The organism is Cognatishimia sp. WU-CL00825 (assembly GCF_040364665.1).
Taxonomy (GTDB): domain Bacteria; phylum Pseudomonadota; class Alphaproteobacteria; order Rhodobacterales; family Rhodobacteraceae; genus Cognatishimia.
Genome location: NZ_BAABWX010000001.1, coordinates 1,905,734 through 1,927,049 on the forward strand (window position 1 = coordinate 1,905,734; position 21,316 = coordinate 1,927,049).

A 21,316-nucleotide genomic window follows, 5' to 3' on the forward strand; every position below is an offset into this window, starting at 1 on the left:
AAGGGCCTGCCACCGCGTGGGCCCTTTTTGCATTGCCCCCAACAATAATAATCCTAGTCCCAACCCGCAGTCTCAATGCGATTTCCCAACCTACAAATCCAGCCTAAAGCCCTGACCTTCCAAGTTCATCTTTCCAAAAAAACTCAATTCCGAACCCAAACATACCCACCGCTGCACCTGTTTTAGGACTCAGGCCCTTTCATCGCCCTTTGTTCACGCCCCATAAAACGTTAACATTTGTTCGCAGACCCAACCAATTGCCCTCACCCAAAGGCCCATGAATGCAGCCCAGAATAGCTTCCCCTAACGGCACGCCCATCAGCCGGTTTGCCTTTGGCACCATGCAATTTGGCGGCCGCGCGGATGACGCCGCAAGTGCCGCCATGTTTGACGCCTGCCGCGCCGCCGGGATCAACCATTTTGACACCGCCCACGTCTACACTGATGGCAACGCCGAAACCCTGCTCGGCCGCTTTGCTAAACCGCAACGCGACGATCTGGTGATCGCCACCAAAGCCGCCTACCAGGGCGGATCTGGCCGCCAAAACCTACTGAAATCCTTTGATATCTCCCGCCAGAGATTAAACCTGGATCAGGTTGATATCCTCTACCTGCATCGATTTGACCCGATGACCCCGCTGGCAGAAACCTATGACACGCTGGCAGAGCTGAAACACCAGGGCAAAATCCGCCACATCGGTGTCAGCAACCACGCGGCCTGGCAGGTGATGAAATCCATCGCGGTTGCTGCCCAGCGCGATCTGACCATCGATATCCTGCAGCCAATGTACAATCTGGTCAAACGCCAAGCCGAGGTCGAACTCTTGCCGATGGCACGGGATCAGGGCCTTCTTGTTGCCCCCTATTCGCCTTTAGGCGGCGGGCTTTTGACAGGCAAATACAGCCGCCAGACCAAAACGCTGTCTCAGGGCCGCCTGGCTGATGATGCGCGCTATCAAGCCCGCTATGGCCAAAAGTGGATGTGGGACACCGCCGAAAACCTATGCCTGCTTGCCGCTCAACACGACATCGCCCCAGCCACGCTGGCCGCCGCCTGGGTTGCCGCCCACCCACAGGGCCTCAGCCCAATCATTTCCGCCCGCTCCCCACAACAACTCACGGCCTCACTTGCTGCTGTGTCCTTTGACATGTCCCCCCAACTCTACGCGGAAATAACCGCGCTCAGCCCAACACCCGCGCCCGCAACAGACCGGCTCGAAGAAACATGAAACCGCCGCTCAAAGGCACCAGCATTGCCACCCCCAATCCAGAGGGGCCGCCACTCCAGCTTTTCGCCCCCTCTGCGGCACGCAACACCCAAGTGATCCAAAGTTTTGTCACACAGAATGCGCCGCAAAGCGGTCGCGCTTTGGAACTTGCCAGCGGCACGGGCCAGCACATCGCCGCCCTGGCCACGGCCATGCCCCAGATGCAGTGGCACCCCAGCGACATTGACCCTGACCGCCTTGCCAGCATCGACAGCTATGCCAGCACCGCAAACCAACACACAGCGCGGCAACTTTCAGCCACCAGCCCGGCCTGGGACACAGAGCCACAAAGCTTTGATCTGATTTATCTCGCCAATCTGTTGCATCTGATCCGCCAAGACGAGGTGCAAACCCTGTTTGCCCAAACCGCAAAGGCGCTCAAACCGGGCGGCATATTCCTTATTTACGGCCCCTTCATGCGCGATGGCCAACTCACAAGCTCCGGCGATCAGCGCTTTCACTCCAGCCTGATCGCCCAAGATGCAAATCTGGGCTACAAAAACGATCAGGACATTCTAGATTGGGCAGCCGCCGCTGGCCTGGCGCATCGCGCCACCCACGGCCTGCCTGCCAACAACCTCGGATTTGTCTTTCACAAACCCGCTTTCACAAACCCAAGGCGCTTTGTTCTTGAACAAAATACCCCGGGGTGAACGGGGAAACCAAAGGTTTCACCGAGAGGGGCAGCGCCCCTCCCCTTTTTCACCCGGTATTTCTTTCGGACTTATCCATCCACACGAATGGTGGCGTTTTTTGGATCATACGGGCTGTCGCAAGTCACCTCGGCATCCCACAACTGATCCAGCATCTTGACCTTCAGCTTGGTGCCAACCTCGGCAAACTCGGGCGCGACATAGCCCATGCCTATCGATTTCTCAAAGGCCACCGAATAGCCCCCGGATGTCAAACGTCCAACGCGCTGACCTTCCGGCGTATACAGCACCTCACGTCCCCAAGGGTCCGCATCCGCAGGTCCATCAATCAACAGCGTACAGCATTTCACCCGCACACCGGCCTCCAGCATGGCCTCCTTGCCATAGAACTCTTTGTTCAGATCAATGAAACGTGGCAGATCGGCCTCTTGTGGTGTCGCGTCCCGGCCCAGTTCGGTGCCAAAAGCGCGATAGGATTTTTCCTGACGCAGCCAGTTCTGTGCCCGCGCCCCCACCAGCTTCATGCCATGCTCCGCCCCGGCGGCCTCTAGCAAATCAAACAGATAGTTCTGCATTTCAATCGGGTGATGTAATTCCCAACCCAGTTCTCCGGTATAGGCCACCCGGATCGCATGTACCGGGCACATGCCCAATTCGATCTGGCGGGCCGACAACCACGGAAACCGCTTGTTGCTCAGCGCAGTTTCCGGATCCGCATCCTTGATGACGGCCTTAAGCACATCGCGCGACTTCGGCCCTGCAATGGCAAACACGCCCCATTGCGTGGTGACATCCTGAATCTCGACATAGCCAAATTCTGCGGCCTTATCTTCGGCCGCTTTGCGCAGATAATCGGCGTCATATTCGGTCCAGGCCCCGGCAGAGACCAGATAATAAGAATGCTCTCCGGTGCGCACGATGGTATATTCGGTGCGTGTGGTGCCCGCAGATGTCAGCGCATAGGTCAGGTTGATCCGGCCAATCTTGGGCAATTTGTTACAAGTGAACCAATCCAAGAACGCTGTTGCGCCCGGTCCTTTGACCACATGTTTGGTAAAGGCGGTGGCATCCACCAGACCAACGCCTTCGCGAATGGCTTTGGCTTCGTCAACCGCATGTTGCCACCACCCACCGCGACGGAAAGACCGCGCGTCATGGTCAAAATTGCTTGGCGCGTCCAGTGGTCCAAAATAGTTCGGACGTTCCCAACCATTGACCCAGCCAAATTGTGCCCCACGGGCGGCCTGACGATCAAACGCAGGCGAGGTGCGCAACGGCCGTGCCGCCGGGCGCTCTTCATCCGGGTGATGCACCACATAGACATGGTCATAGCATTCTTCGTTTTTGCGCGCGGCAAACTCGGTGGTCATCCAGTTTTGGCTATAGCGTTTCGGATCAAGGCTCGCCATGTCGATCTCGGCTTCGCCATCCACCATCATCTGCGCCAGATAATAGCCGGTGCCGCCTGCTGCGGTGATGCCAAACGAGAATCCTTCTGCCAGCCACATATTACGCAGACCGGGGGCCGGGCCGACCAATGGGTTGCCATCAGGCGTGTAGCAAATCGGCCCGTTGAAATCGTCTTTCAGGCCACTTTCTTCGCACGACGGGATGCGGTCGATCATCGCCATATACTGGCTCTCGATGCGCTCCAGATCCAGCGGGAACAGGTCCGCGCGGAAACTATCTGGCACGCCATATTCAAAACAGGCAGGCGCGTTCTTTTCATAGACACCCAAAATCCAGCCGCCGCGTTCTTCGCGCACATAGCTTTGCGCATCCGCGTCGCGCACAACCGGATGCTCTGCCCCGCCCGCTTCGCGGTATTTCACCAGCTCTGGATCGGTGTCCATGACGATGAATTGATGTTCCACCGGAATGGCTGGCATCTTGATGCCCAGCTTGCGCGCCGTGGTCTGCGCGTGGTTGCCAGAGGCCGTCACGACGTGCTCGGCGGTGATCACCACCTGCTCGTCAGAGGGCACAAGATTGCCGCCCTTTTCGATCATCTTGGTGCAGGTCACCTCCCAATGGGAGCCGTTCCAATGAAAGCTGTCAGCCTGCATTTTGCGCACAATATCAGCCCCATGCTGGCGCGCGCCCTTGGCCATCGCCTGGGTCACATCAGCCGGGTTAATATAGCCATCTGTGTTGTGATACAGCGCACCCTTCAGGTCGTCAGTCTTGATCAATGGCCAACGCGCCTTGATCTCATCCGGGGTCAACCATTCATAAGGCACACCACAGGTTTCAGCGGTCGAGGCATACAGCATGAACTCGTCCATACGCTCATCGGTCTGCGCCATGCGCAGGTTGCCCACGACTGCAAATCCAGCATTCAACCCGGTTTCGTCTTCCAGAGTTTTGTAAAAATCGACCGAATATTTGTGAATATGCGTGGTTGCATAGGACATGTTGAACAGCGGCAGCAAACCCGCCGCATGCCAGGTAGACCCGGCAGTCAATTCGTCACGCTCAATCAGCATGACATCGTCCCAACCTGCTTTCGCCAAATGATAAGCAATCGACGTTCCGATTGCCCCGCCACCAACAACCAAGGCTTTGACCTGTGTTTTCATGTCAAACCGACTCCTCTGGAATTTCTTGAAGCCATTTCAACCGATTTTGCCGCCAAACGCCAAACCCACCCGACGCCTCATGTCACAAAACCGACCTTACATTCCTGCAAGGTCGGTTTTTGGCAAATACCAAGCTCTAAACTCAGTGTTTTTCCGCGGCTGGCACCGTCACAAGGCAATGTTTGGCATGGCCATTGCTGCTGCAATTCTTAGAGGCAATGCCACCGCGATGGACCTTGGGAAGCGATTTTTCTTCTGCGCCAGCAGACGTGATCCCATGCCCCGCATCAGCCTGATGCACAGCCGCGCCAAATCCATGTGCTGACAACCAATCCTCAGGCGTATCAATCAAAACTTCAGCCAGGCCTTCCGCAATCAGCGGGCTGGGCAACGTCTGCAATTGGTTCAGACTTTGATAGTCGATCTGCGCCAATATCTCCGCGACCTTGGCATCAGAGCCAAGCGCCCGCACCTTGATCACCAAACCGCCACCCAGGCTGGCAAAGAAGTATTTCACTTCAACATCCCGTCTGTCATGACTGTTGTCGGCCTGCAAAAAATGCACACCGTCATATACATCAAAATGCGCCACATCCTGAGCATGCAAAATGCTATACCCGCGCGCGGTTTCCTTCACATTTGTCCAGAAATAGCTCGCCCGTGGCCGCCCCTCTTTCAGGCGTTCCAGATCGCGGCCTGTTTGCACCACCCAATAAGCTTGCTTTAAGCGTTTCGCCAAAGCCTCGGTTGGTTCGGCAAAATCAACCTGCACCATGACCGAATGGCGGCCCTTTACGTAAATCGCAATGCTCTGATCCAAGGCTTTACGCATCCCCGCCTCAGGGGTCTGGGTGACGCCGTCTGGCCAGCCAAAGGCGGCCGCATAATAATCATCCCAATCCAGCCGCTCCCAGCCCATCAGAACCTCTTCTTCCTCATCAGGAGTTGGCAAATAGCTGTTTGCTGGCACCGCCCGCAGCGCCAACCGCACATCCTTGGCCCGATCAAGCGTCCATGCCTGATCGCTCCCCAGCCCTACCTTGGCCAGCAGATGCCCAAAATAAGACCCCTGAGGCTCTGGTTTGTCAGCCGCGTGCATCTCCAACGCATGCGCGCCATCCAACGAAGCAACCTCTACCGAAGACGCCTGCGAATAGCTGCGATAATCAAGCGCAAAGAAAACGCCCAGCGCGATCACGCCAAAGACGACAGGAATAAACTTATACATAGGTGGCTCCCACGATGGCTCTATTTCGCGCTAACGCTACCGTCAGATCACGGCTCGAATTTGCTGGGAATTAGGCTTCTTTGGGTCTTTGTTCTGCTGCGCTACTGCGTCAGCACCTCAACCGCCACAGGCTTTGCGGCGCTTAACTGCACCTCGCCTGCTGGTTTCAATCCATTGTCAGATTGCAAAACCGCCAACCCAACCAAGCCAAGACAGGCAAAAATCACTGGTAACACACGCTTCACGTTCAAGCCTCCATAGCTGACGTGGTCCAAGCCTCTTGCAAGAACATGCCGAAATTCAGGACCGGATTATGCCAAAACCGTGACGTCACACGGCTTTAGGCGCCGCAGTTTTCCTTGCCGCACCGCAGCACCTTTTGCTACACCACTCCTACGATGCCCAAAGGAGCTCACATTATGCAGGTTTGTCGCACAGTTTCAGACTGCCGCGAAAGTCTCGCCAACTATCGCCGCTACGGCGAAATTGTTGGCCTTGTTCCAACAATGGGCTTTCTGCACGCCGGCCACATCGAGCTTGTGAATAACGCCAAATCTCGCGCTGACCGAGTGGTTGTCACCATCTTTGTGAACCCCACGCAATTTGGCGACGCTAGCGATCTTGACGCCTATCCGCGCGACGAAGCGCGTGATCTCGCAATGCTCAAAGACGCAGGCGTCGATCTGGTGCTGATCCCGCAAGTCGCCGAGGTTTATCCCGACGGCGACGAAACCATCGTAGAAACCACCCGCATGGCCAATATGCTGCACGGGCTGGTGCGCCCGGGACATTTTCGCGGCGTCACCACGGTTGTGGCGCGGCTGTTCAATTTTGTGCAGCCTGATCTCGCGTGTTTTGGTGAAAAAGATTACCAACAGCTGCAAATCATCAAACGCATGACCCGCGATCTGGGCTTTCCTATCGACATTATCGGCGTGCCGATCGTCCGCGAACCAGACGGGCTTGCCATGTCTTCGCGCAATGTGCGCCTGAATGCCCAGGACCGCGCCGCCGCATTGGTGATTTCCAAATCCCTTGAGGCCGCCGAGGCCCTGCCCGAAAAAACCGTTACTTCCCTGCGCGAGATCATCGCGCAAACCATCAACGCCGAACCCCGCGCTACCATTCGCGGGCTAGATATTGTCGAGGCAGAGACCCTGAATGACCTCAGCGGGCCACTGACCTCCCCTGCCGCCATAATGCTTTCAGTCGAATTTGGCGGCGTCCTCTTGCTAGACCAAAGGGTGATCCATCCATGAGCAAACAAGTCCCAATTCGCCGCACAACCGTGCCTCAGATTGCTGCGCGCAAGAATGGCGAACCTATCGTTTCGCTCACCAGCTATCACGCGCACACCGCTGCAATTGTTGATAAATACGCTGACTTCATCCTTGTAGGTGACAGCCTTGGCATGGTCATGCACGGTATGGAAAGCACCATTGGCGTGCCGCTTGACCTGATGATCATGCATGGCAAAGCCGTGGTGCGCGGCACGCAAAAGGCGCTGATTGTTGTGGATATGCCCTTTGGCACCTACGAAGAAAGCCCGGCCGTGGCCTTTCGCAATGCCGCCAAGATCATGAAAGAAACCGGCTGTGGCGCAGTCAAACTAGAGGGCGGCGCGCGCATGGCGGAAACCATCCACTTCCTGGTGGAACGCGGCATTCCCGTGATGGCCCACATCGGCCTGACCCCACAATCCAGCCACGTCATGGGCGGCTTTAAAACCCAAGGCCGTGACGAAGCTGGCTGGGACGCCATCATCAACGACGCCAAAGCCGTTGCGCAGGCCGGTGCCTTTTCAGTTGTGGTCGAGGGCGTGGTCGAACCGCTCGCCGCCAAAATCACCAAAGAATGCCCGATTCCAACCATCGGCATCGGCGCATCTGCCGACTGTGACGGGCAGATTCTCGTGCTTGAAGACATGTTGGGGCTGAATGAATGGACGCCTAAATTTGTCAAAGTCTACGGCGACCTCGGCCCCGCCATCGAACGCGCGGTCTCTGAATACGCCGATGATGTCAAATCTCGCGCCTTTCCAAGCGATGCGGAAACTTATAAATAGCATCCGACTCAAACCGGGGGCTTTGTATTTCCAAAGCCCCTTCCAAATCACGGATTTTATTAAATGTTTTCAATATTTTCAGGCACCGCGCGTGTCTCGCGCGCCTTTTGGTTTGGCGTGGTTTTGCTTATTGTCCCGATTGTCTTTTGCCTCACCCATCTCACCCAGATCATCAGCACAACCGATGTGGCCAAGCTGCGCATGCAGGCCCAGGTCGCCCGTGTGGTGATCGCTGCCCTCATCGGCGTCTATCTGTTTTACGTCACAAAGGGCCTGTTTAAAGCCGCCCACCGCAACAGATCCCCCGGCCTCTGGGGCGGGGCTGCGGTGCTTATCACCGGCAGCCTCACCTTTGTCTCAGCGCATTTTGCCTATGATCCCTGGGCCTATAAACGCTTGATCACCGACAACCTGTCGCGCATCCCCCCGTCAGCAGCCTTACTGGCCGAGGTCACCCATGTTCAGGCCAGCCTGCCCCGGCCCATGTCCAAATCGGTACAGATCCAAAGCGCCGAACTGCGCAAACGCGAACTGGTCTTTCTGGTCGACGCCAAAGGCAAGGTGGCCGACACGCGCGTCAAAGCCATCGAAGACAAGATGTGGCAAACCCTCACCGTCGACCATAGCTATTGCGCCGAACTCCGCGCCGCCTTTGATCAAGGGCTTTGGACCGCGGTCTATGAGTTTCGCTACGAGGATGCGGTGTTTTTTGCCCGCCTAGGCCCAAAACAATGCGCAGCTGTCGCACCCCATCAAGATCTCATCGTGAAAAAGCGGCTCTAAACACCGCCGCCCGCTCCGCGCGCTGCACCTGCTTTGTTCTTGATCTAAATACCCCCGCCGGAGGCGTCCAGCGGGGCAGGCCCAAACAGGCCGCGCCACACTTACAAGGACCTCAATCGCGAATTTCTGTCTCTGCCACGCCCCAGATGTCTGATTTTCGCGCCCAGCCCTTATAGCCCCCAGCGGAAATCTTGCACCAATCTGCACCACATGTGCCCAGATTGGCCACCACCCCCAGCTCCAGCTGGGCAGAGGCCGGCGTATTTGGTTCAGGCCGCAAATTCAGCGGCAACATATCAGCCTGCACAATCACCGTGCGATTGCCAGACAGCAGGGAATAATGCACCCAGCCTCCGGCCCCATCCCGATCCTGCACACGCCGCCAATGCCCATGCTCGGCAGTCACCACCAGCGGCATATCACGGCGCTTGAAAATCCAGTCGATTCGATGGGTCAGCGACGGCCCGCGCCGCACATTGGCCTTACTGGCCTTCAGCGACACAAAGCGCGGCATCGGCAAGTTGGTCACCGGGCCACGCTTGACCTCTGCCAGCGCGGCACTTGCAGAAATCACCATGGCGGCAACAGCCAGACCCAAATTCGCCAAACCACGCCGCCCCAAGCCCTTTTCAGACTGCCCATTCATCCCGGAATTCTTTCGCCTGCTAACAAAATTTCGCGGAGGTTCTTGTACCCCGTCATTCTGTGAGGCACTGTGCCAGTAACATCCTGATTTGGGAAGAACGGTGAGGGGTCCAATGGCAAAGCAACGTCTAAGTGTTGTTGTAACGCGACGGTTGCCCGAGGCAGTCGAAAAGCGACTTTCAGAGCTTTTCGAAGTGCACCTCTGTGCAGATGACGTCCAGATGCCCCAAGAGGCTCTGATAACAGCAGTGCAAACGGCAGATGTGCTGGTGACAACCCTCAACGACCGGATCGACGCCCAAATTCTGGCCGCCGCCGGGCCACAGCTCAAGCTGATTGCCAACTATGGCGCGGGCGTGGATCATATCGAAGTCGAAAAAGCCCGTGATCAAGGCATTATCGTCACCAATACCCCTGGCGTGATGACCGAAGACACCGCAGATATGGCGATGGCGCTTATTCTGTCGGTCACCCGGCGCATTCCCGAAGGCTTGGAGCAAATGAAGGTTGGCAAATGGCAAGGCTGGTCGCCGGGTGCCCTGTTGGGCGGGCGGATTTCAGGCCGTGACATTGGCATTCTGGGCATGGGCCGCATTGGCCAAGCCGTGGCCCGCCGCGCCAAAGCCTTTGGCATGAATGTGCATTACCACAACCGCCGCAGGCTACATCCAGAAATCGAAGCCCGCTTTGAGGCCACCTATTGGGAAAGTCTGGATCAGATGCTGGCGCGCATGGATGTTGTGTCGATCAATTGCCCCCATACGCCGTCAACCTATCACCAGATCAACGCCCGGCGTTTGAAACTGATGAAACCCAGCGCGGTGATCGTCAACACGTCACGCGGCGAAGTCATCGACGAAACCGCACTGGTGCGGGCGCTCAAAGCCGGCGAGATCGCCGGTGCCGGTCTAGACGTCTATGAGGGCGGCGAAGAAATGGGGGCCGAACTGCGCAACCTCGCCAATGTGGTGATGCTGCCGCATATGGGATCTGCCACCATCGAAGGTCGCATCGAGATGGGCGAAAAAGTCATCCTGAACATCAAGCACCTCGAAGACGGCCACCGGCCGCCAGACCAAGTCTTGCCGTCCATGTTATAAGCCTGGACACCCGCCGCGCGTTCTACTTTTGGCCCGTTGACCTTGGCCCACAGTTCACAAACCTTATGTGTAAAGTCGCAGCGCTTGCGCAACTTTGCGAGCCACGTAAAGTTGTCGCATGACCCAAGCCCCAACTCTCACCACCGGCCGCCTGATCCTGCGCGCCCACGGTCTGGATGATTTCCCAGACATGGCAAAAATGTGGGCCGATCCAGATGTGGTGCGCTACATCTCTGGCAAACCGTCGACACATCCGGAATCCTGGGCGCGGTTTCTACGTAATATCGGCCATTGGGAAATGCTCGGCTTTGGCTATTGGCTGGTTGCTGACAAAACAACCGGGGCGTTCTTAGGCGAAGTTGGTTTTGCCGATTTTCAGCGCGACATGACCCCCTCTTTTGCGGGCATGCCAGAGGCCGGTTGGGTGATGACCACTGCTTCTCATGGCAAGGGTCTGGCACAGGAGGCGATGCAGTGCATTTTGAACTGGGCGGACGCAACCCTGACAGCCCAACATTCTGTTTGCATGATTTCACCCGACCATCAGGCCTCTATCCGCTTGGCTGAAAAGCTGGGATTTGGCGACAAGGCTTTGGCCAATTACCTGGGCGAACCCGTGCTGACGTTTAAAAGAAATCGTCCTTCTTAACCCTTTTCTTGCAATGTTGCGCGCGAAACAGCCGAATCGTACGTTTGGGGCCGCCAAACGTACAAATTGTACAATTAATCAAAAATGAAAGCGCCGCACCTTGGGGCCAAACTGTGCGAGGCCCACCAGATATGGCACCCACCGCGTAAAAAAAGGGCCCGCTTCCAGTGGAAACGAGCCGATTTAATGGCTTAACGAGGAGCGCGCTGCCCGCTTGACACTCAGCCGACAGAGGCGCGGATGGCGCGCATGTTTTCGCCATAAGGGGCCGGATTTGACACGCTGCCACCTTTGAAGACCGCAGAACCGGCCACCAAAACATCAGCGCCCGCCGCCGCCATCAAAGGCGCGGTTTCCGGCGTGATGCCACCATCAATTTCGATGTGAATAGGCCGGTCACCAATCATCGCGCGCAGTTTTTTCACCTTATCAACTTGGCTATGAATGAACTTTTGCCCACCAAATCCGGGATTCACAGTCATCACGCAAATCAGATCCACCATATCCAGCAGATATTTGACATCCTCGATACCGGTGCCCGGATTCAACGCCAGACCTGCCTTACAGCCTGCACCTCTAATCGCTTGTAAAGTCCGGTGAATATGGGGCCCGGCTTCCAAATGCGCGGTCAAAACATCTGCCCCGGCATCAGCAAATGCATCGATGTATTGGTCCACCGGCGAAATCATCAAATGCACGTCCATCACCGTGTTGATGTGCTTGCGAATGGCGGCGCACAAGGGCGGGCCAAACGTCAGGTTTGGCACAAAATGCCCATCCATTACATCGACGTGAATCCAATCCGCACCCTGTGCTTCAACAGCTTCGATCTCGGCCCCAAAGTTGGCAAAGTCAGCTGACAAAATAGAGGGAGCAATCTTCAAAGACCGGTCAAAACTCATGGCGTTCTCCTGTGGGGCCATTGATTCGTTGGGCGGAAAATGCGCCGAACCGCGCCAAAGTGCAACGCCCAGCCCTTCAGCGCCCATATTTTACCCATCCCGCACAAGAAAATTGCAGAATGTCATCAACCCGTTACCCGCCATCGCAAACTGTCAAGAAAGCATTTTGCCCTAGGTGAAGGCTTGCAAGACTAACAAAAGCTACATGACACCCAATAGAGAATGCTGCGAATTATTAAGAGTTTGGCTACCTTTTCGAGTTTTACCCAATTGAATTTTCCGCCCAAAGCACGCCGTGCACAAAGGAGCTCGCTATGATGATGTTTTTTGATCCCATGTCTGCAACTACCGCCAGTTGGCAAATATTCGGTAAAGCGGTCGAACAGCAGTTGCGCACCAGCCAAGTGATCGGGCTGGCCGTTGCGCAATCATTTGGCCTGCGATCTGTTGCACAGATAGCCCCGCAACAAGCGCCTAAGACCCCGGTTAAGAAACGCTCTAATAATGCCTTAAAAACAACACCTTCCGAGAATCAACCCCCACGAAAACCGGTAGGTTTTGACGGCGCTAAACCTAAAAAACCAGCAGAGACGAAACCGGAGATTCAACCCGCGCCGGCCCCCGTTGCCAAAGACAAACCAACCTTTCAGCGTGCCATCCCGACACCGCCAGTTGGTGCAAAGCCCACCAAACCAACGCCTGCCGCGCCACGCAACAAGTCCCTAAGCCGTACCGAAGTCAAAGCGCCCAGCCTCGCGCCAGCGGCCCCCAAAGCGCAATCAAGCAAACCCAAGCGCCAACGGGCACCCTCCTCACCCCCAACCATGCCTAAAAAGTAGCCCCCAGCCTTGCGTCTGACGCAAGGCGGCAATGACAAACCATAGGTGGTGCTCGCCAAGCGCAGCCCTTATTTGATCTCACAGGGAGCAATTGAAGCAAATGGAGCATGTCCAATGGCTACTACAACTCTGAATCATAGCGCGTCGCAATCCATCCTGCGCACACTCGCAGCACCGTTTATCGCAATCGGAAACACTCTGATCGCCATCGGCGAAGCCAGCAGCCGCTCAAAGCAGGTTGAATTTCTGAACAGCTTATCTGACAGCCAATTGGCAGACCGCGGCATGACCCGCGAAACCATCGTTCGCCACGTGTTTTCTGATAAAATGGGCATCTAAGCCTAGAGTCCAGACACTGACGAAACAGGGCGCCCGAGGCGCCCTTTTTTGTGTCACTTCAACTGTTTGGAAAGGTAACGCCAGTGGCGTTACTCGTCGTCGTCCTCGACCACTCGCACCGCACCCAAAGATGCGTTAGATACATGCGCCGCATAGCCTTTTAGGGCTTTTGAAACAGCACGCGGTCGACCCAGCGCTTTCCAAGATTTTTTGTCTGCCTGCGGATGTTCCGCGCGACGCCGGGCGATTTCTTCGTCGCTGACATTCAAGTTGATCGAGCGGTTTGGAATCGAGATTGTGATCTTATCCCCATCTTGAACCAGACCAATCAGACCTTTTTCAGCTGCTTCCGGCGACACGTGGCCAATCGACAGGCCGGCCGACCCACCAGAGAAACGACCATCGGTGACCAGAGCACAGGTTTTATCAAGCCCCTTAGATTTCAGATAGGCGGTTGGATACAGCATCTCTTGCATACCCGGGCCACCCTTGGGCCCCTCATAGCGCACGATGACAACCGAATGTTCTTTGACTTCGTTGCGCAGAATGCCGTTCATCGCATCATCCTGGGATTCAAAGACTTTGGCCGTGCCTTCGAATTCATACATGTCTTTGATAACACCCGCAGTTTTGACGATACAACCTTGTTCAGCTAGATTGCCAAATAGCACGCAAAGACCGCCTTCTTGGGAATAGGCATTGTCAAAGTCACGCACGCAGCCGTCCTCAATATCCAGATCAAGCTCTGTGTACATACGTGATTGGCTGAATGCTTCGACCGTGCGTACCCCACCCGGTGCAGCAATGAACAAGTCGTGGGCTTCGTTGCCAGCACTTGCCCGGCGCACGTCCCATTTGTCGATGAAGGCACCAACGGTTTTTTCATGAACAGTCGCACAGTCGCGGTGAATTTTCCCTGCTCGATCCAGCTCGCCCAAAATCCGCGCAATGCCGCCTGCACGGTGCACATCTTCCATGTGATACTTTGGTGTCGATGGCGCAACCTTACAGAGGTGCGGTATTTCACGGCTCAGGCGATCCATGTCCGCCATGGTGAAATCAACCTCACCCTCATGCGCAATGGCCAAAAGGTGCAGAACGGTGTTGGTCGACCCACCCATCGCGATGTCCAGCATCATTGCGTTTTCAAAGGCGTCAAATGTAGCAATGCCACGCGGCAAAGCAGTGGCGTCATCGTGTTTGTACCAACGCTCGGCCAGATCTACGATTTTGTGGCCCGCTTCTTTGAACAAAGCTTCACGTTTTGAATGGGTTGCCAGCAATGACCCGTTGCCCGGCAGCGCCAAACCCAACGCCTCGGCCAAACAGTTCATTGAGTTTGCAGTGAACATGCCAGAACAAGACCCACAGGTCGGACAAGCAGAGCGTTCCAGCTTGGCCACGTCTTCTTCGGAACGGCTTTCATCTGTTGCGCCAACAATCGCAGTTACAAGATCGGCTTTTTGCTCGCCATCTTGCAAGATCACTTTGCCTGCTTCCATTGGGCCACCAGAAACAAAGATCGCTGGGATGTTCAGGCGCATCGCGGCCATCAACATGCCCGGCGTGATCTTGTCGCAGTTGGAAATACAAACCAGCGCGTCAACGCAATGGGCATTGGCCATATATTCAACGCTGTCTGCGATGACTTCGCGGGACGGTAGGGAATACAACATCCCATCGTGCCCCATCGCAATGCCGTCATCCACGGCAATGGTGTTCATCTCTTTGGCAACACCGCCAGCTTTTTCGATTTCTCGCGCGACCAACTGGCCCATGTCTTTTAGGTGGACGTGCCCAGGGACAAATTCGGTAAAGGAATTGACGACAGCAATAATCGGCTTTCCAAAGTCATCATCACCCATACCCGTTGCGCGCCATAGCGCACGAGCTGCGGCCATACGGCGGCCGAAAGTAGACGTCTTGGAACGAAGATCAGGCATTTTGAGTTCCCTAAAAAGCTGGACAAAGGTTTGGCTCTATCGCGTGCCACTTGAAGCGACGATTTGCAAGCATATTGGGACATATTCTTGCGGAAATTCCTGCATTTGAGCAATGCAGCCTTTTCCGAAGACGTCATATACTGTGCAATTGGGTCTTTGGCTGGCCTGCAGCCAAAGACCATTTTATGATGTTTTTCAGCGCTTAAGCTGGCTTGCCGCGCGCGCAAGGGCCTCGATCGCGTCCCAATCACCGGCTTTCACCAAATCATTTGGCGCAACCCAGCTACCACCAGCACACACAACGTTGGACAAAGACAAATAGCTGTTGGCATTTGACGTGCTCACGCCGCCGGTTGGGCAAAACGAAATTTGCGGCAATGGCGCGCCAATAGCTTTCAACGCAGGCGCTCCACCGTTTGCTTCTGCGGGAAAAAACTTCAGCATGTTATAGCCTCGTTCCAACAGGCGCATGGCCTCTGATGAGGTGGCAACGCCTGGCAATGTTGGCAGATCTTCGGCCTCGCAAGCATCCAGCAGCAAATCGGTTGCGCCCGGAGAAACACCAAATTTCGCGCCAGCAGCTTTTGCCGCCTTAACGTCTGCGGGTGTCAACAATGTCCCAGCGCCCACGACGCCACCTTCGACTTTGGACATCTCGTGAATGACCTCGAGTGCCGCAGGGGTGCGCAAGGTCACCTCCAAAGCAGGCAACCCGCCACGCACAAGGGCTTCTGCCAAGGGGCGCGCATGGGCAACCTCATGCACGACAAGCACAGGAACAATCGGAGCCAGCCCACAAATTTCACGGGCAGCAGCGCTGGCTTCCAAAGGTGTTATAGTCATAGTTTAAGCTCCAAATACTGAGGCACCGGTGTCGGCAGAGCCAACAGATGCGCGGAATGCTGAGAACAGTTCACGGCCCATGCCAGCTTCATTTTGAGACAGGTCCGCCGTTGCTGGTGTGCGGTCTAACACACCCTCGGTCAAAATTTCTAGTGCGCCTGTTAGCGCATCAACTCGTAATTCGTCACCGTCTTGAAGATAGGCGATTGGACCGCCATCTAGCGCTTCGGGGCTGACATGAATTGCCGACGGCACCTTACCAGAGGCCCCCGACATGCGCCCATCGGTCACAAGCGCCACTTTCTGCCCACGTCCTTGCATGATTTGCAGCATTGGCGTCAACGAATGCAGTTCCGGCATGCCATTGGCCTTTGGTCCTTGGAAACGCACAACGATGATAACGTCACCCGTCAATTCACCAGCTTTAAACGCTTGTTTGGCGTCCTCCTGATCGTGAAAAACACGCACAGGTGCCTGCACAACGCGGTGTTCCGCTGAAACCGCAGATATTTTCATAACACCGGTGCCAAGATTACCTTTCAAATGCGACAGTCCTCCGTTGACCTGGAAGGGATCTGAAAGCGGCCGCACTATCTTTTCGTTCAATGAGGTCTCTGTTCCGGCGCGCCAAACAAGCCCTTCATCGGACAAAAACGGTTCTGTTGTATAGTTCGCAAGACCCTCACCCGCGACAGTTTTGGTGTCAGGGTGCAGCAGGCCTCCCTTAAGCAATTCATGGATCAAATATCCCAATCCACCTGCCGCGTGGAAGTGGTTCACGTCGGCCAGGCCGTTTGGATAGACCCGCGCCAGCAAAGGCACTTCGGCTGACAAATCTGCAAAGTCTTGCCAGTCCAGAATGATGCCGCCTGCACGCGCCATGGCCAATAAATGGATCAACAGATTTGTTGATCCACCTGTTGCCATCAGGCCTACGATGCCATTCACAAAGGCCTTTTCATCAAGGATTTCGCAGGTTGGAGTGTAGTTGTTGCCCAATGCAGACAGCGAAAGCGCGCGTTTGGCCCCCTCTGTCGTCAGCGCATCCCGCAATTCAGTATTGGGGGTGACAAAGCTGGAACCAGGTAGGTGCAAACCCATGAATTCCATCAACATTTGGTTGGTATTTGCTGTGCCATAAAATGTGCAAGTGCCAGGCCCATGATAGGCCCCCATTTCCGACGCCATTAAAGCCTCGCGCCCGACTTCGCCCTTTGCAAATTTTTGGCGCACTTCGGCCTTATCATCATTGGAAATGCCACTGGTCATCGGGCCAGCTGGCACAAAGACTGCGGGCAAATGCCCAAAGGCCTGTGCACCGATCACCAAACCGGGCACAATCTTGTCGCAGACGCCAAGATAGACCGCCGCGTCAAAAGTGTTGTGACTGAGCGCAATGCCCGTCGCCATCGCAATAACATCGCGCGAAAACAGGCTCAGTTCCATGCCCGCTTCACCCTGGGTCACGCCGTCACACATCGCAGGCACGCCACCCGCCACCTGCGCCGTGCCGCCAACCTCTCGGACCGCGTCGCGCATCAGCTGCGGATAACGTTCAAAGGGCTGATGGGCAGAAAGCATATCGTTATAGGCGGTCACAATGCCTAGATTCCCACCTGTTTTGGTGGCAAGGGCTGCCTGATCCGGTCCAGCGCCTGCATAGGCATGCGCTTGGCCACTGCAAGACAAATGTGCCCGGCTTGGACCCTTACTTTTGGCTGCTGCCATGCGTTCAAGATAGATGCCGCGCGAACCTTCGCTGCGTTTGATAATCCGTTCGGTCACAGATTTAAGCGTCGCATTTAATGTCATGGTTTGTCGCTTTCGTTTCACATAATAGCGGATTAATTGCCAATCGGACGCCAACGGCGTCCATCGCGGTGCATCAAGAGCAATGAATCTTCTGGTCCAGAGCTCCCAACGTCATATTGTTGGGGCTTCAGATTTCGGTCAGTCCAATCTGCTATGATTGGGTCCGCCCAAGCCCATGCGGCTTCCACCTCGTCGCCACGCATAAACAGGGTTTGATCCCCGCGGATAACATCCATGATTAACCGCTCATATGCGTCCTGGGGTCGCTCAGCATCCTTAAGACTGTCGGCAAAGGTCATATCCAAAGAAGCCTCAGTCAGGCGCATACCACCGGGTCCCGGATCCTTGATTGTTGTGTGCAAGGTCATGCCCTCGTCCGGCTGCAAACGTATAACCAAAACGTTGCCCTGCGGGACATCAAGTCCCGGAAAAATCATATGTGGTGGATTTCGGAAATAGACCGCGATTTCGCTCAGCCGTTCGCGCAGGCATTTCCCCGTGCGCAAATAAAACGGGGTCCCGGCCCAACGCCAATTGGCGACATTTACCTTTAAGCCAATGAAGCTTTCTGTAATCGACTTGTCATTACCGGAGTGATCCCGGTAGCTGCCTTGGTCTCCTGACGCACGGTATTGCCCTCGTGCAATATCGCTGCTTTCAACGGCTTCAAGCGCCTCGATGACCTTTAGTTTTTCGTTGCGGACGGCATTCGGAGTAAATTTCGAAGGAGGCTCCATGGCTGTCAGGCATAGCAATTGCATCAAATGGTTTTGCACCATGTCGCGCATGGCACCGGATTGGTCATAATATTCGCCTCGGCCATCCACCGACAGCTTTTCTGAAACTGTGATCTGTACATGATCGATGTGCGAGGCGTTCCAAAGCGGCTCAAACAAGGAATTGGCAAACCGCAGCGCCATCAGGTTTTGCACTGTTTCTTTGCCAAGATAATGGTCGATACGATAGATTTGATGTTCTTGAAAACAGGCCCGCAGCTCTGCATTCAGCGTGCGCGCCGAAGCAAGATCATGTCCAAACGGCTTTTCGACAACGATCCGGCTTTCTTCAGTCGCAATACCGCGATCTCGCAAGCGACGGGCAATTGCACCAAAGAATTTAGGCGCAACGGACAGATAGAAAGCTTGAATAACGTCACTGCGCGTTGCTGCTTCCAAATTGTCCCACCCACGATCGCCCGCTGCGTCCACAGAGACATAATCGATCAGGTCCAAAAACGCTGAAATTTTATCTTTGTCTCCATCATGAGCCGATGAAATGGCGGCCGACACTTTGGCCTGAAAATCCGCGCGACTTAAATCTGAGCGCGAGACGCCAATAATTCTACTGTCGTCCGCAAACTGCCCAGCCAGAAAACGGTGAAAAAGCCCAGGCCAGATTTTGCGGCGCGCCAAATCCCCGGTGGCACCAAAAAGAACGAGGTCAAAGGCGTTGACCGGAATTACGCGTGAAACCATGGTATCCTCATGTGCATGTCGTTTTGCATGCGTTTCTTTGGGTGGTTTTTTTGTAACGAATCAAGCGAATGGCCTTGTACGGCTATCATAAGGAGCCAATAGATTTGACTTTTGGCTTTGTTCTAAAAAGAAACAGACCCTTACATAAACCGGACAGGCCAAAACCCGACTCACCGACTGGTAGCGCTAACATAACCTGAATCCTAGGAGAATCAATGGGTATTTAAGTGGCCTCTGCATGTTCAAGCGCACATTCTGAGCGCGTCTCACATTACTATGAAGACCCGGCATTTTCGCATCTGGTCTGGTCAACTGATCCAAGAGCCTGCGCTGGTAATCACCTGGCTCGTAAAGCTGAATGTACCAAATTGCAGCATGCGACGCGTGTATAGACGCAACAAACAGGTCTAATTTATTGCCATCCTGCAGTTTCCGAATTCACTTGCAGCAAGCTGTCGCATAAAAGCGACCTGATAAAATTTGTGAGCAAACGATGACACCCAAAACCTCGGAATTGTTAATGCCCGCAGGCAATCTGCGAAAGCTAAAGCTTGCAATACTGTACGGTGCTGACGCCGTTTATCTGGGCACACCAGACATGTCGCTGCGCACAAAATCAGAGTTTTCGTTAGAGGATGTGATCGAGGGCGTCGCGTTTTGTCACGCAAAGGGAAAACGCGCGTATCTGACGCTCAATTTGTTTTCACACAACAAAGATATCCCCAAGCTTGATGAATACATTGATACGGTGCGCAAGGTTAAGCCAGACGGTCTGATCATTGCTGATCCTGGCGTGTTTCAATATGTGCGCGAGCGCGCACCCGAGCTGCCACTGCATATTTCGACGCAGGCTAATATTTGTTCTTGGTTGTCGGTCAAATTTTGGGAAGCACAGGGGGCCGAGCTTGTGGTTCTTGCGCGCGAAGTATCCTACCCGGAACTGGTCGAAATTCGCGAGAAATGTCCGGACATCAAAATCGAGGCATTTGTGCACGGTGCCATGTGCATGACCTATTCAGGTCGCTGCCTGTTGTCTAACTTTATGGCTGAACGCGGTGCCAATCAGGGCAATTGCGCAAATTCCTGTCGCTGGAACTATAATGTGAAGCTGCAGTTAAAAGACGGCACGCGCGAAGAAATCAATATCACAGAAGACAATGCAGATCTTTTTGAATTCCTATTAGAGGAAGGCTGCCGGCCCGGGGAGTTGATGCCGATCGTGGAAGATGATCGCGGCTCTTACATTCTGAATTCACGTGATCTTTGTATCATGCCTAAGTTGGACGAATATCTAAAAATTGGCGTTGATAGTCTGAAGGTCGAAGGCCGAGGTAAGTCAGAGTATTATGCCGCCATCGTCGCCCGCGCCTATCGCATGGCCATCGACGATTATTATGCTGACCCCGAGAACTGGGACCCAACGCCATATATGCGTGAATTAGAAGCGGTCGGGAACCGTGGATACACTTTGGCATTCCACGAAGGCCGGCTGAGCAATCTGGCGCACGACTACGAACACACGGCATCACTTGCACAGTGGGAATACGCCGGTGTTGTCACCGAAGTCACAGAAGATGCATTCTTGGTCGAAGCTAAAAACAAATTGGTCGCCGGAGAGGTGCTGGATTTCGTTTCGCCTATTTCGCGCGAAACCGTTTTATTGCGCGCTTACGAATTTGAAAAAGCCTCCAACGGAGAGGTGCTGAAAGTTGTTCATGGTGGCAGTAAAACGGTGATACGCCTGCCCTTTACCTTGTTTGACCACGAAGATTTGGAAGATCTCAAGGCCCGTTTCCCTGTTTACTCTGTGATGCGCAAAGAGCGCGCATTAACAGATGAACAATGGAACCGCATTCGCTTTGATAAACTCACGCAAAGCATGGAAATCAATAAGACCGAAGCCGGCACAAAGGGTTATGAAAAACGCCGCGGTGCATTGATTGACAGTATCCAAGCAGGTGGCACAGACAAGCGTTTCAAAACCAACCGTGTGGGGGTTGAAGGATGCTGTGGCAAAGGCTGCAATGGGTGTTTGATTTTCTGGCAAGATGATCAATATGCAAACGCTCGCGAGTCCCTGCTGAAACGCAAACAAGGCGAGATGCTAAGCCGCGCCGAAGCAACGTCTTTGAAGCTTCCGGAAAAAGCTGATTAGACTTGCACCAACAAATGCACCTTACCGAATATGCCTTT

The 21,316-nt window shown here is 54.8% G+C and carries 19 protein-coding genes; 10 read left to right on the forward strand and 9 right to left on the reverse strand.

Annotated features, from left to right (window positions below; all coding sequences use genetic code 11):
- Window positions 1–281: 281 nt before the first annotated feature.
- Window positions 282–1,229 (forward strand): aldo/keto reductase, encoded by a 948-nt coding sequence (locus tag ABXG94_RS09430; RefSeq protein WP_353533748.1) that lies wholly within the window; start codon window positions 282–284, stop codon window positions 1,227–1,229.
- A complete protein-coding gene (locus tag ABXG94_RS09435) occupies window positions 1,226–1,921 on the forward strand; it encodes a DUF938 domain-containing protein (protein ID WP_353533749.1) in 696 nt (231 codons plus the stop codon). Before ABXG94_RS09430 ends, ABXG94_RS09435 begins: the two co-directional genes overlap by 4 nt.
- Before the next feature lie 71 nt (window positions 1,922–1,992).
- On the opposite strand, the gene ABXG94_RS09440 is transcribed toward ABXG94_RS09435, so the two are convergent.
- From ABXG94_RS09440 to ABXG94_RS09450, 3 genes are all read right to left on the reverse strand, one after another.
- Window positions 1,993–4,500: a GcvT family protein gene (locus tag ABXG94_RS09440; protein WP_353533750.1), complete on the reverse strand. Its 2,508-nt coding sequence runs from the start codon at window positions 4,498–4,500 to the stop codon at window positions 1,993–1,995.
- A gap of 142 nt (window positions 4,501–4,642) precedes the next feature.
- The gene (locus ABXG94_RS09445) at window positions 4,643–5,728 is read right to left on the reverse strand and encodes a hypothetical protein (RefSeq protein WP_353533751.1); all 1,086 of its coding nucleotides are present in this window, start codon (window positions 5,726–5,728) and stop codon (window positions 4,643–4,645) included.
- Window positions 5,729–5,829: 101 nt separating this feature from the next.
- Window positions 5,830–5,973 (reverse strand): hypothetical protein, encoded by a 144-nt coding sequence (locus ABXG94_RS09450; RefSeq protein ID WP_353533752.1) that lies wholly within the window; start codon window positions 5,971–5,973, stop codon window positions 5,830–5,832.
- A 174-nt stretch (window positions 5,974–6,147) separates the two neighbouring features.
- Between ABXG94_RS09450 and panC the strand changes: the two genes are divergently transcribed.
- The 3 genes from panC to ABXG94_RS09465 all read left to right on the forward strand — a co-directional run bounded on the left by panC (window position 6,148) and on the right by ABXG94_RS09465 (window position 8,576).
- On the forward strand, window positions 6,148–6,987 hold the full coding sequence (gene panC / locus ABXG94_RS09455; RefSeq protein WP_353533753.1) for a pantoate--beta-alanine ligase: 840 nt from the start codon (window positions 6,148–6,150) through the stop codon (window positions 6,985–6,987).
- Window positions 6,984–7,793, forward strand: coding sequence for a 3-methyl-2-oxobutanoate hydroxymethyltransferase (panB, locus tag ABXG94_RS09460; RefSeq protein WP_353533754.1), 810 nt, complete (start codon window positions 6,984–6,986; stop codon window positions 7,791–7,793). Before panC ends, panB begins: the two co-directional genes overlap by 4 nt.
- A 63-nt stretch (window positions 7,794–7,856) precedes the next feature.
- Window positions 7,857–8,576 carry a hypothetical protein gene (locus ABXG94_RS09465; protein WP_353533755.1) on the forward strand — a complete coding sequence of 240 codons (720 nt, stop codon included), beginning with the start codon at window positions 7,857–7,859 and terminating at the stop codon, window positions 8,574–8,576.
- A gap of 112 nt (window positions 8,577–8,688) precedes the next feature.
- Here the strand turns inward: ABXG94_RS09465 and ABXG94_RS09470 are convergent, their stop codons facing one another.
- The gene (locus ABXG94_RS09470) at window positions 8,689–9,153 is read right to left on the reverse strand and encodes an SH3 domain-containing protein (protein WP_353534035.1); all 465 of its coding nucleotides are present in this window, start codon (window positions 9,151–9,153) and stop codon (window positions 8,689–8,691) included.
- Between the two features lie 181 nt (window positions 9,154–9,334).
- Here ABXG94_RS09470 and ABXG94_RS09475 point away from each other — a divergent pair, with 181 nt between their 5' ends.
- Window positions 9,335–10,321, forward strand: a complete 987-nt coding sequence (locus ABXG94_RS09475; RefSeq protein WP_353533756.1) for a 2-hydroxyacid dehydrogenase — start codon at window positions 9,335–9,337, stop codon at window positions 10,319–10,321.
- A gap of 118 nt (window positions 10,322–10,439) precedes the next feature.
- Window positions 10,440–10,970: a GNAT family N-acetyltransferase gene (locus ABXG94_RS09480; protein WP_353533757.1), complete on the forward strand. Its 531-nt coding sequence runs from the start codon at window positions 10,440–10,442 to the stop codon at window positions 10,968–10,970.
- A 221-nt stretch (window positions 10,971–11,191) separates the two neighbouring features.
- Here ABXG94_RS09480 and rpe read toward each other — a convergent pair whose 3' ends face one another.
- A complete protein-coding gene (rpe, locus tag ABXG94_RS09485; protein ID WP_353533758.1) occupies window positions 11,192–11,872 on the reverse strand; it encodes a ribulose-phosphate 3-epimerase in 681 nt (226 codons plus the stop codon).
- A 314-nt stretch (window positions 11,873–12,186) separates the two neighbouring features.
- On the opposite strand from rpe, the gene ABXG94_RS09490 reads away from it, so the two are divergent.
- Entirely contained in the window at window positions 12,187–12,711 is a 525-nt protein-coding gene (locus ABXG94_RS09490; RefSeq protein WP_353533759.1) for a hypothetical protein, read from the forward strand.
- 114 nt (window positions 12,712–12,825) lie between these two features.
- Window positions 12,826–13,050 carry a DUF1127 domain-containing protein gene (locus ABXG94_RS09495; RefSeq protein WP_353533760.1) on the forward strand — a complete coding sequence of 75 codons (225 nt, stop codon included), beginning with the start codon at window positions 12,826–12,828 and terminating at the stop codon, window positions 13,048–13,050.
- Between the two features lie 89 nt (window positions 13,051–13,139).
- On the opposite strand, the gene ilvD is transcribed toward ABXG94_RS09495, so the two are convergent.
- From ilvD to zwf, 4 genes are all read right to left on the reverse strand, one after another.
- Window positions 13,140–14,993, reverse strand: coding sequence for a dihydroxy-acid dehydratase (ilvD, locus tag ABXG94_RS09500; RefSeq protein WP_353533761.1), 1,854 nt, complete (start codon window positions 14,991–14,993; stop codon window positions 13,140–13,142).
- 195 nt (window positions 14,994–15,188) lie between these two features.
- Complete coding sequence (eda, locus tag ABXG94_RS09505; RefSeq protein WP_353533762.1) at window positions 15,189–15,836, reverse strand: bifunctional 4-hydroxy-2-oxoglutarate aldolase/2-dehydro-3-deoxy-phosphogluconate aldolase; 648 nt, start codon at window positions 15,834–15,836, stop codon at window positions 15,189–15,191.
- A 3-nt stretch (window positions 15,837–15,839) separates the two neighbouring features.
- On the reverse strand, window positions 15,840–17,648 hold the full coding sequence (gene edd, locus ABXG94_RS09510; RefSeq protein ID WP_353533763.1) for a phosphogluconate dehydratase: 1,809 nt from the start codon (window positions 17,646–17,648) through the stop codon (window positions 15,840–15,842).
- A 32-nt stretch (window positions 17,649–17,680) separates the two neighbouring features.
- Window positions 17,681–19,123 (reverse strand): glucose-6-phosphate dehydrogenase, encoded by a 1,443-nt coding sequence (gene zwf, locus ABXG94_RS09515; protein WP_353533764.1) that lies wholly within the window; start codon window positions 19,121–19,123, stop codon window positions 17,681–17,683.
- A 493-nt stretch (window positions 19,124–19,616) separates the two neighbouring features.
- Here zwf and ABXG94_RS09520 point away from each other — a divergent pair, with 493 nt between their 5' ends.
- On the forward strand, window positions 19,617–21,278 hold the full coding sequence (locus ABXG94_RS09520) for a peptidase U32 family protein (protein ID WP_353533765.1): 1,662 nt from the start codon (window positions 19,617–19,619) through the stop codon (window positions 21,276–21,278).
- Window positions 21,279–21,316: the final 38 nt, after the last annotated feature.

Bases quoted from the DNA above. Each gene is read 5' to 3' on its own strand.
- rpe (WP_353533758.1), bottom strand. From the start codon at position 11,872: ATGAGTTTTGACCGGTCTTTGAAGATTGCTCCCTCTATTTTGTCAGCT.
- panB (WP_353533754.1), top strand. From the start codon at position 6,984: ATGAGCAAACAAGTCCCAATTCGCCGCACAACCGTGCCTCAGATTGCT.
- ABXG94_RS09490 (WP_353533759.1), top strand. From the start codon at position 12,187: ATGATGATGTTTTTTGATCCCATGTCTGCAACTACCGCCAGTTGGCAA.
- ABXG94_RS09465 (WP_353533755.1), top strand. From the start codon at position 7,857: ATGTTTTCAATATTTTCAGGCACCGCGCGTGTCTCGCGCGCCTTTTGG.
- edd (WP_353533763.1), bottom strand. From the start codon at position 17,648: ATGACATTAAATGCGACGCTTAAATCTGTGACCGAACGGATTATCAAA.
- ABXG94_RS09435 (WP_353533749.1), top strand. From the start codon at position 1,226: ATGAAACCGCCGCTCAAAGGCACCAGCATTGCCACCCCCAATCCAGAG.
- ABXG94_RS09440 (WP_353533750.1), bottom strand. From the start codon at position 4,500: ATGAAAACACAGGTCAAAGCCTTGGTTGTTGGTGGCGGGGCAATCGGA.
- eda (WP_353533762.1), bottom strand. From the start codon at position 15,836: ATGACTATAACACCTTTGGAAGCCAGCGCTGCTGCCCGTGAAATTTGT.
- ABXG94_RS09430 (WP_353533748.1), top strand. From the start codon at position 282: ATGCAGCCCAGAATAGCTTCCCCTAACGGCACGCCCATCAGCCGGTTT.
- ABXG94_RS09445 (WP_353533751.1), bottom strand. From the start codon at position 5,728: ATGTATAAGTTTATTCCTGTCGTCTTTGGCGTGATCGCGCTGGGCGTT.
- ABXG94_RS09520 (WP_353533765.1), top strand. From the start codon at position 19,617: ATGACACCCAAAACCTCGGAATTGTTAATGCCCGCAGGCAATCTGCGA.
- panC (WP_353533753.1), top strand. From the start codon at position 6,148: ATGCAGGTTTGTCGCACAGTTTCAGACTGCCGCGAAAGTCTCGCCAAC.
- ABXG94_RS09495 (WP_353533760.1), top strand. From the start codon at position 12,826: ATGGCTACTACAACTCTGAATCATAGCGCGTCGCAATCCATCCTGCGC.
- ABXG94_RS09470 (WP_353534035.1), bottom strand. From the start codon at position 9,153: ATGGTGATTTCTGCAAGTGCCGCGCTGGCAGAGGTCAAGCGTGGCCCG.
- zwf (WP_353533764.1), bottom strand. From the start codon at position 19,123: ATGGTTTCACGCGTAATTCCGGTCAACGCCTTTGACCTCGTTCTTTTT.
- ilvD (WP_353533761.1), bottom strand. From the start codon at position 14,993: ATGCCTGATCTTCGTTCCAAGACGTCTACTTTCGGCCGCCGTATGGCC.
- ABXG94_RS09480 (WP_353533757.1), top strand. From the start codon at position 10,440: ATGACCCAAGCCCCAACTCTCACCACCGGCCGCCTGATCCTGCGCGCC.
- ABXG94_RS09475 (WP_353533756.1), top strand. From the start codon at position 9,335: ATGGCAAAGCAACGTCTAAGTGTTGTTGTAACGCGACGGTTGCCCGAG.